A 9,531-nucleotide genomic window follows, 5' to 3' on the forward strand; every position below is an offset into this window, starting at 1 on the left:
GAAATGGGGTGAGATTAATGGTTTCTGTTACACCTTGACTAATCATGCCAACTATCGAAGCACCTGCGAACCCACTAATTAATGCGCTTATTGTCGATACAAGCAATAATACCCAGGATTGACGATATAAATAAGCTATTAGAGTCATAAAAAAAAGCCATTGTCGAAGGTTATAATTTATATGAAAATTCATATATCTGTTTACTCAATCCACTATGGTTGTTTTTTTCTTATGAAACTGCAAGCGTGATTTATGGCATGGCAATATTAATAAATATAACTGTGATAAAAATCACTGGTCGTGTAAGTGGTCACTTTACTTAATTAAAGGGTAAGATATGTGAGTAATATTTCTTAATAAATAATATCCGACTAACAGGCTGAATCCTATAGGACATGGTGATCAGTTCAAACATCCGGCTGCTATCTTGTTTCTCCGGGAGCAGTAGAATCGATCGGAAATTAGCCGATGTTACAGGTTGCCTGTAAAAGCAAGCTGAGAGCCCCATGCCTCTTAGCCTGAGAGTTTGTCTGAGTGAACTTGCAATAAGGTGGAAAAAATAGGTGTATTATTTTTTAATAGTTTGATTTTAAATAGAATTATTGATATTTAGGATAAAAATTGTTAATTGCAAATATATTTTTTAGAGTATGGGTATAATTTATACTCATTCTCTGTGAATAATTATTGAACAAGAATATCTCAATTCCGTTATCTTCAATTCTATACTTCTTTTTATTTATTTTTTGATGCATAAATGGTGCATAAATTGACAATAAATCCATTTCTATAAATTGTGAAAAACATCATAAAGTAAATTTATTGTGATTTTATTGTGTTGACTTTGTTAAATCACGAAGAGATTATGAGATTAATTGCTAATCAAAAAGGATGAGAAAGATACAGAGATAATGTCATTGGAAACTTAACGAAAATAATAAATAGATAAATTATGCGAATCTATTAATTAAAAATTAACTTCAATGATATATGAATTTATTCTTCTCTTTATATCCTAATTAATTGAGGAAAAAAACATGTCGGGCACGATTCAACGCAATTGGTTTGACCAGTATATGGTTCCCTGTTTTTCACCTGCTAAATTTATCCCGGTTAAGGCCAAAGGCTCGCGCGTATGGGATCAGGAAGGTAAGGAATATATTGATTTTGCAGGAGGAATTGCGGTTAACGCATTAGGGCATGCCAATGATGAATTAAAAGATACATTAATTTCTCAAATAGAAAAAATATGGCATATTGGTAATGGTTATACGAATGAACCTGTTTTAAAACTTGCAAAATCTTTAGTTGAGAACACGTTCGCAGATAAGGTTTTTTTCTGTAATTCTGGTGCTGAGGCTAATGAAGCTGCATTAAAAATTGCCAGAAAATATGCCTTGGATAAATATGGCAGTCATAAAAACGAAATTATTTCATTTGAGAATTCCTTCCATGGTAGAACATTATTTACTGTGACTGTCGGCGGTCAACCTAAATACTCTCAGGACTTCGCTCCACTGCCGCAGCAAATTACCCATCTTCCATATAACGATATTGCCGCCATTAAAGCCTATATTTCAGAAAAAACCTGTGCCGTAATCGTTGAACCCATTATCGGTGAAGGGGGAGTTATCCCTGCTGACCCGGCATTTTTGAAAGCATTGCGGGAATTGTGCGATCAGCATCAGGCATTGCTGATTTTTGATGAAATTCAAACAGGAATCGGGCGGACTGGGTATTTGTATGCCTATGAAGAAACAGGCGTGGAACCCGATATTTTGACCACGGCTAAAGGGCTTGGCGGTGGTTTCCCGATAGGGGCCATGTTGGTCAGGCAACATATCGCAGAAGTCTTCCAGCCGGGTTCACACGGTACGACATTCGGTGGAAATCCATTGGCAGCCGCAGTCGCCAATAAGGTGATTGAGTTGGTGCATCAGCCGGAGTTTCTGGCGGGAGTAAAAGAGCGCCACCATGAATTTCTTCAGCGGATGTCAACACTCAATCAACGTTATCAGGTATTCAGTGAATTACGCGGTAAAGGGCTGTTGCTGGGGGCTGAACTGGATAAAAAATATCAAGGCAAGGCGAAAAACCTGACCAATATCGCAGCAGAAGAGGGATTGATTGCTTTAATAGCCGGTCCCGATGTGCTGCGTTTTGCGCCTGCATTAAATATTGAACAGCAGGATATTGATGATGGTTTCAGCCGCCTTGAAAACGCCCTCAAGCGATTTGTTCAGGAATAAAACCGATTTGAGGTGCTATCATGATGCTATTTAGATCCGTTCAACATGAAGATTTAGGCGATATCCTTAATCTTTCGTCCCGTGCTGGCGTTGGCCTGACGACGTTACCAAACAATCAGGAGTATCTGGCGGCACGGATTTCACGCAGCATTGATTCTTTCAACGATGCAAGGGGACGAGCACAGCAAGGTTTTTTGTTTACCTTGGAGGACACGGAAAAGCATCGTGTTGTTGGTGTTAGTGCGTTGGAAGTTGCCGTTGGGCTGGAAGAGCCTTTCTACAACTTCCGTGTGCAGAAATCAGTGCGTTCTTCCCGGGAATTGGGCATTTACAACACCTTTGAAACGCTGATTGTCGGGCAGGATTATACCGGATGCAGTGAACTGTGTACGTTGTTCCTTGATCCCGATTATCAAAGGGGACGCAATGGTGTTTTCCTTTCCAGAAGCCGTTTTATTTTTATTTCCGCATTCAGGCATCTTTTCCCGAAATCCATCATTGCGGAAATGCGTGGGGTCGTGAATCAACAAGGTGAATCGCCATTCTGGAATGCGTTCGGGCAACACTTTTTCAATGTTCCCTTTGCAGAAGCGGATTATTTGACTGGTACTGGCTCAAAAACGTTTATTGCGGAATTGATGCCATTCTATCCGGTCTATGTCCCTCTGTTGCCTGAAGATGCCCGTCAGTCGATTGGTCAGGTGCATGAAAATACCTTGCCTGCCCGCGCTATTCTGGAAAAAGAGGGTTTTGCTTATCACAACGCGGTCGATATTTTTGATGCTGGTGCCATTTTAGATGCGGAAATTGACAAGATACGCACAGTCAAAGACAGCCGGCTCGTACATGTCAGGAAAAGCACCCATGTTTCTCGGGCGCAGGATGGTGTGCCATGCATTGTTTCTAACCTGCATTTTCAGGAGTTTAAGGCGCTACTCTTGCCCATCTCTGATCCTCTGGATAGTGATGAACTGCGGCTTACCCCCGCAGAGATGGAGGCACTTCAGGTGGATGAGGGCGATCCGGTACGCTTTGTTTCTCTTCTCTCTTAAGGGATTTAACAATGAATCATCAAGCAAATTATATTGGCGGTGAATGGATAGTTGGGCAAGGTCTGCCTGTTATTAAGTACTCTCCTATTGACCAACAGGTGTTATGGCAGGCAAACGGCGCTTCTGCCCGTCAGGTAGATGAAGCGTGCCAATCTGCCCGCAAAGCCTTTCCTGCATGGTCAAGGTTGGCGGTTGAAAAACGTATTGCAGTTATTCAGACATTTGCTGATTTGTTGACACAGGAAAAAGAAAATATCGCCCGTGTAATCAGTGAGGAAACCAGTAAACCGTTGTGGGAAACGCGAACGGAAGTTCAGTCAATGATTGGCAAAATTGCTATTTCCATTGAGGCATGGGAACAACGCACAGGATATTCTGAAACGTCCATGCCTGATGGCAAAGCGATATTGCAGCATCGCCCTCACGGTGTGATGGCGGTTTTCGGTCCCTATAATTTTCCCGGACATTTACCGAATGGGCATATTGTACCTGCATTGATCGCAGGTAATACGTTGGTGTTCAAGCCCAGTGAACTGACGCCGATGACGGCAGAAAAAACGGTTGAGCTGTGGATTAAGGCAGGGTTGCCTGTTGGTGTGCTGAATCTGGTGCAGGGCAGTAAAGAAACCGGCGGTGCGTTGTTGGACAGCCGCGAAATTGATGGTGTGCTGTTTACTGGCAGTGCGGCGACAGGATTCCATTTCCACCGTGTATTGGCAGGTCAGCCAGAAAAAATGCTGGCGCTGGAAATGGGAGGCAACAATGCCCTGATTGTAGACGATTATGATGATATTGAGGCCGCCGTTTACACCATTATCCAGTCTGCATTTATCTCCGCAGGGCAGCGCTGTACTTGTGCCCGTAGGTTATTGGTGAAGCAAGGGGAAAAAGGGGATGCGCTGATCCAACGGCTGCTTGATGCTGCGGGTCAAATTGTGCCTGCTCACTGGAATGCAGAGCCACAGCCTTTTATCGGGGGCGTAATCTCTCTGGCTGCGGCAGAAAGTTTGCTTGAGGCTCAATCCAAATTGCTGGCATTGGGTGGTGTCTCTTTGCTCGCCTTAACGCAGCCCGATCCTAATTCAACCTTTATGACTCCGGGCATTATTGATCTGACCAATGTCAAAGAGGTTCCTGATGAAGAATATTTTGGTCCTTTGTTGACCCTGAGTCGCTATGACACTTTCGACGAAGCTATTTCTATCGCGAATGATACGCGGTTTGGTTTGGCGTCCGGCTTGATTTCTCCTGATGCTTCCCTGTTCGAGAAATTATTGCAGGAGGCGAGGGCAGGGATCGTGAATTGGAATAAACCACTGACAGGCGCATCCAGCAAAGCACCGTTTGGTGGCATTGGGGCATCGGGTAATCATCGACCCAGTGCGTATTATGCGGCGGACTATTGCGCCTGGCCGATGGCTTCTTTGATGGCTGACAATTTAGTTCTGCCTGAAACACCTGCGCCGGGGCTTGATTTCTTTCATTCATGATTTCGTTCGCCCGTGATTTTTCCATTAATAAATAGGATGTTAGAGGTGATTATGTCGGGAATTGAAGCAAATTTTGATGGTTTGGTGGGAATGACGCACCATTATGCCGGACTATCAATGGGTAACAAGGCTTCCATGACTCATCGGGGGAAGGAGTCCAATCCCCGCAAAGCCGCACTTCAAGGATTGATGAAAATGAAGGCATTGTCTGATATGGGACTGGTGCAGGGGGTATTGCCTCCACAGCAGCGCCCCAATCTTCCGGCATTGCGCCTGCTGGGGTTTACGGGCAGTGATGAGCAGGTATTAAACAAGGCCGCACAGTATTCACCGTTATTGTTGTCCAAACTGAGTTCAGCTTCTTCTATGTGGACAGCCAATGCGGCAACGGTTTCTCCTTCAGCGGATAGTGCGGATCAGCGCGTTCATTTCACAGTTGCCAACTTAAATAAAAAGTTACATCGTTCTCTGGAAAGTGTGACGACTTCGCGGGCATTAAAAGCCACCTTCTCTGATCAGAACCACTTTGTTCACCATGATCCTTTGCCGCAGCATGTGGATTGGGGAGATGAAGGGGCGGCGAATCATAATCGTTTTTGCGGTGAATATGGTGAAGCGGGTGTACAGCTATTTGTCTATGGACGCGAAGCATTGCAAGAAGGTATTGCGCCCGAACGCTATCCTGCACGGCAAACGCTGGAAGCGAGTCAGGCAGTGGCCCGCCTGCACCAACTTGAGGAAGCAAGAACCGTATTTGCCCAACAAAATCCGGTTGCCATTGATAGTGGCGTGTTTCATAACGACGTCATCGCGGTCAGTAACCGTAATGTGTTTTTCTATCACCAGCAGGCTTTCCTGAACCAGCAATCGGTACTGGCTGAACTCAGGGAGAAAATGGCCCGGCTCGGGCAAACATTGATGACGGTTGAGGTGCCTGCTGAACAAGTCACCATTCAGGATGCAGTTGAATCCTATCTTTTTAACAGCCAATTATTGAGTCGGCCTGATGGCAACATGACGCTGGTTTTACCGGAAGAGTGTCATCTTAATCATAACGTTTCGTCCTATCTGCAATCATTGATTGCTGAGGGAAATTCTCCCATCAATAAACTCCACTTTTTCGATTTACGGGAAAGTATGCGCAATGGCGGAGGGCCGGCTTGTCTGCGTCTTCGGGTCGTATTGAACGAAAAAGAGTTGGCGGCGACCAATCCGGCTACCTTGATGACACCGGAGCTATATCAGCGGCTGACGGCATGGGTAGAACACAATTATCGGGATTCTCTGTATGTGGCTGATCTGGCTGATCCGCAATTGTTGGAAGAAGTTTATGTTGCCCTTGATGAACTGACACAGATCCTCAAGCTCGGTTCAATCTATGAATTTCAACGTTAATCAGGAGAGACGATGGATTTATTGACTTTACTGCTTGAAAACAAACTTGAGGATAGCCTGCATTTTCCGCCAACGATTAAGTCATCATGGTTGGCAGAAGGCGTATTGCAGTTATTGCCACAAGACCTTCCGCAAGAGAAAAAAACCGATACGCTGATTATTTCAGTGGGAATACATGGTAATGAAACCGCTCCCGTAGAAATATTGATCCAGATATTGTCGCAACTGGCACAGGGCAGTTTGGCATTACGGCATAACCTCTTGTTGATTTTCGGTAACCTGCCCGCCATGCGCGCAGGACAACGATACCTTGATCATGATCTTAATCGTATGTTCGGTGGTCGCCACCATAATTTTCCTTTGGGGAATGAATCGGGCCGTGCAATAGAGCTGGAATCGGTTGTCCGCCAGTTCTTTAGTGAACCGGCAGTTATGGCCTCAACCAGACATCGGCACTTGGATCTTCACACCGCGATTAGGGGATCTTGTCATGAACAGTTTGCGCTGTTGCCGTACCAATCCCGTGGCTATGCGGCTGATTTTTTACAATGGCTGGAAGAGAGTGATATTGACGCCTTGGTATTTCATAACTCGGCGGGAGGCACGTTCAGCAATTTTACCAGCGAACATTTCAATGCAGACAGTTGCACATTGGAGATTGGTAAGGCACGGCCCTTCGGACAAAACGATCTGGCAAGGTTCAGTAATATTGCGGCAGCCTTGCAGGATTTGGTCGCAGGTTTATTTTCAGTCAAACGAAATAAAATGGCGCTCAAACGTTATCGTGTAGTGGATGCCATTATCAAACAGCATGACAATTTTAAGCTCAATATCCCAGAAGATACCAAAAACTTCACTGAACTGCCGGAAGGATTCGAAATTGCCTGTCAGCAGAATCAAACTTGGAAAATCACATCTCCTGCAAATTTAATTCTGTTTCCTAATGCCCGTGTTGCCATTGGTCTGAGGGCAGGTCTATTGCTGGCGCAGTTAACATAATCAATTCATATAAAAAAGCTGTGGAGGTTATTGATGACGGAATCATTAAAAACACCTGTGGGACAATCCACAGGTGCGCAGAAGCTTCACCGTGGATTAGGTAAACGTCATATTCAGCTGATTGCAATTGGCGGTGCCATTGGTACGGGTTTGTTTATGGGAACAGGGAAAACCATTGCAGTATCAGGCACTTCAATTATCCTGACTTATTTGTTGATTGGTTTTTTCGCTTTTATGGTGATGAGGGCAATGGGAGAACTGTTGCTCACTAAACTGGACTATCGGACTTTCGCGGATTTTGTGGCGGATTATCTTGGAGATAAAGCCAGCTATTTTCTGGGCTGGACTTATTGGATGAGTTGGATCGTCAGTTGTATTGCCGATGTTGTTGTGTGTGGTGGCTATATTCAGTATTGGTTTCCTGACAGTTCGCTTTGGTTAACGGCCCTGTTTATTTTAGGGTTAATGTGTTTATGTAACTTTTTCTCAGTACAGTTATTTGGTGAAACAGAATTCTGGTTTGCCATGATTAAAGTCGTGGCGATAGTTGCCTTGATTATCGTTGGCATTGGTATGGTATTGGTGGGATGGACTTCACCCAATGGCGTAACCGCTTCTGTACGTCATTTGACGGAGCCTGAAGTCTTCCTGCCCAACGGGGTATTTGGATTTTTAGCGGGTTTTCAGATTGCTATTTTTTCCTTTACGGGTATTGAACTGGTTGGCACAGTAACGGCGGAAACCAAAGAACCAGAGAAAATCTTACCGAAAGCCATCAATAGTATTCCGATCAGAATCATTATCTTTTACGTGCTCTCCATGATGTGCATTATTGCCGTGACCTCATGGGCGCATATTTCACCGGAAGTCAGCCCATTTGTGACGTTGTTTGCACTGGCCGGTTTGCCGGCAGCGGCAGCAGTCATTAATTTTGTGGCTCTGACTTCAGCGATGTCTTCGGCAAACAGTGGGCTATACGCTTGTACCCGCATGCTTTATGGCTTGTCTACGGAAAAGCTGGCACACGATAAATTCGGTCAACTTTCAGTGAGCAGCGCGGTTCCCATTTTTGGTTTGATATTCTCTGTTATCTGCATGGCGAGTGGTGTATTCCTGTTGTTTTTCATCCCAGATGTCATGAAATTATTTACGATTGTATCGACTGTGGCGGCTATCATGGTTATTTACAGTTGGTGCATGATATTGTTTGCTTATCTGGCTTACCGGAAAAAACGCCCTGACCTGCATAAAGTATCCGTCTATAAAATGCCACTGGGCATCCCTATGACATGGTGTACTTTGATATTTTTTGCCTTTACGGTCGTGATCATGATATTTGATTATGATACGCGTGTAGCGTTATATGGCACTCCGGTTTGGTTTGTGATCTTGGAAGTCTTCTGGCGAATGAGAAAGCATCGGGAAAAACAGCAAACCCGGAAAGTAATGGTAAATTGAATTAACCAAATTCTCTGAATATATTTTTTATATTTTTATTGGGAGGTATATCATGATACTTAAATCAAAATTTTTTAGCATCCTGGACTCAGATATAGCGGGGCCATTGACGCGCAATGAATCAAATTTAATAAATATGGCTTCCAGGGTGTTTAATGTTAAAAATTTTATCACTATCAGAGAAGTTGGGCTTCAAGATGCTTTATGTATTGCTAATCGAATAAGAACGAACATGATTAATGGTGATTGGTTCATAGGTTCTAATCAGAGCAGACAATTAAGTCAGGATCAGGAACGGTGGAATTCAAGATATAAGGCTACGTATGGAATACTTACACAAATTTCTACTATCTTAGAAAGTAAACTTGAGGGTGTTTCAGCCTCAATAGAACATTATTTCTTTGTTATGTTTTTTCAAGAAACACCAATTGGTATGTTGATATTTTCCAATAACAAGGCGAAAGCCACAGAACCTTCCAGTATTGTAGAGTTCGTTACTCATATAGGTGTAAGAAATTGTGGGTTTTTGCTAATGGAATATGCGGTAAATAAATCAAAAACACTTGGTAAAAATGGGAACGTCAAACTAATACCCGCACCTGCTGCGAGAGGTGTTTACTTCCAATATGGATTTGGATATCAAGGAGGTTACATGGTATTAGAACCAGCCAAAAGTGATAAATGGGGGTTTTGGGCGGGGGAATACTATTTTAAGGCAAGTTGTGTATGATTATTGAATATTTTATTCATTAATCTGATTTAATCTTTAAATATATCTGTGGTAATGCTTTTTTATCATATCTTGGTATTACGATGTTATATCAGGTCCAGGTATTGTTATATAGAGGTATGTCATGATACATAGAACACAATCATTCAATAGCAAT

Annotated in this window: 7 protein-coding genes; all 7 read left to right on the top strand. The window is 43.5% G+C overall.

Going from position 1 to position 9,531, the window contains the following annotated elements; genetic code table 11:
* Positions 1–1,038: 1,038 nt before the first annotated feature.
* From AB204_RS19375 to AB204_RS19405, 7 genes are read left to right on the top strand one after another with little or no spacing between them, the layout of a single operon-like run.
* Positions 1,039–2,250, top strand: a complete 1,212-nt coding sequence (locus tag AB204_RS19375; RefSeq protein ID WP_047965028.1) for an aspartate aminotransferase family protein — start codon at positions 1,039–1,041, stop codon at positions 2,248–2,250.
* 20 nt (positions 2,251–2,270) lie between these two features.
* Entirely contained in the window at positions 2,271–3,302 is a 1,032-nt protein-coding gene (astA, locus tag AB204_RS19380) for an arginine N-succinyltransferase (protein ID WP_047965029.1), read from the top strand.
* A gap of 11 nt (positions 3,303–3,313) precedes the next feature.
* Entirely contained in the window at positions 3,314–4,792 is a 1,479-nt protein-coding gene (gene astD, locus AB204_RS19385) for a succinylglutamate-semialdehyde dehydrogenase (RefSeq protein WP_047965030.1), read from the top strand.
* A 51-nt stretch (positions 4,793–4,843) separates the two neighbouring features.
* Entirely contained in the window at positions 4,844–6,187 is a 1,344-nt protein-coding gene (gene astB, locus AB204_RS19390) for an N-succinylarginine dihydrolase (RefSeq protein WP_047965031.1), read from the top strand.
* A gap of 12 nt (positions 6,188–6,199) precedes the next feature.
* The gene (astE, locus tag AB204_RS19395; protein WP_047965032.1) at positions 6,200–7,186 is read left to right on the top strand and encodes a succinylglutamate desuccinylase; all 987 of its coding nucleotides are present in this window, start codon (positions 6,200–6,202) and stop codon (positions 7,184–7,186) included.
* A 33-nt stretch (positions 7,187–7,219) separates the two neighbouring features.
* On the top strand, positions 7,220–8,644 hold the full coding sequence (locus tag AB204_RS19400) for an amino acid permease (RefSeq protein ID WP_047965033.1): 1,425 nt from the start codon (positions 7,220–7,222) through the stop codon (positions 8,642–8,644).
* 52 nt (positions 8,645–8,696) lie between these two features.
* Positions 8,697–9,374 (top strand): hypothetical protein, encoded by a 678-nt coding sequence (locus tag AB204_RS19405; protein ID WP_047965034.1) that lies wholly within the window; start codon positions 8,697–8,699, stop codon positions 9,372–9,374.
* The last annotated feature ends 157 nt before the right edge of the window (positions 9,375–9,531 follow it).

Origin of the sequence: Xenorhabdus khoisanae (assembly GCF_001037465.1) — a bacterium.
In the GTDB taxonomy this organism is placed as follows: Bacteria; Pseudomonadota; Gammaproteobacteria; order Enterobacterales; family Enterobacteriaceae; genus Xenorhabdus; species Xenorhabdus khoisanae.

What these genes read in the sequence shown, in the direction of transcription:
- AB204_RS19400 (WP_047965033.1), top strand. Translation starts at nt 7,220, where the DNA reads ATGACGGAATCATTAAAAACACCTGTGGGACAATCCACAGGTGCGCAG.
- AB204_RS19405 (WP_047965034.1), top strand. Translation starts at nt 8,697, where the DNA reads ATGATACTTAAATCAAAATTTTTTAGCATCCTGGACTCAGATATAGCG.
- astE (WP_047965032.1), top strand. Translation starts at nt 6,200, where the DNA reads ATGGATTTATTGACTTTACTGCTTGAAAACAAACTTGAGGATAGCCTG.
- astD (WP_047965030.1), top strand. Translation starts at nt 3,314, where the DNA reads ATGAATCATCAAGCAAATTATATTGGCGGTGAATGGATAGTTGGGCAA.
- astB (WP_047965031.1), top strand. Translation starts at nt 4,844, where the DNA reads ATGTCGGGAATTGAAGCAAATTTTGATGGTTTGGTGGGAATGACGCAC.
- AB204_RS19375 (WP_047965028.1), top strand. Translation starts at nt 1,039, where the DNA reads ATGTCGGGCACGATTCAACGCAATTGGTTTGACCAGTATATGGTTCCC.
- astA (WP_047965029.1), top strand. Translation starts at nt 2,271, where the DNA reads ATGATGCTATTTAGATCCGTTCAACATGAAGATTTAGGCGATATCCTT.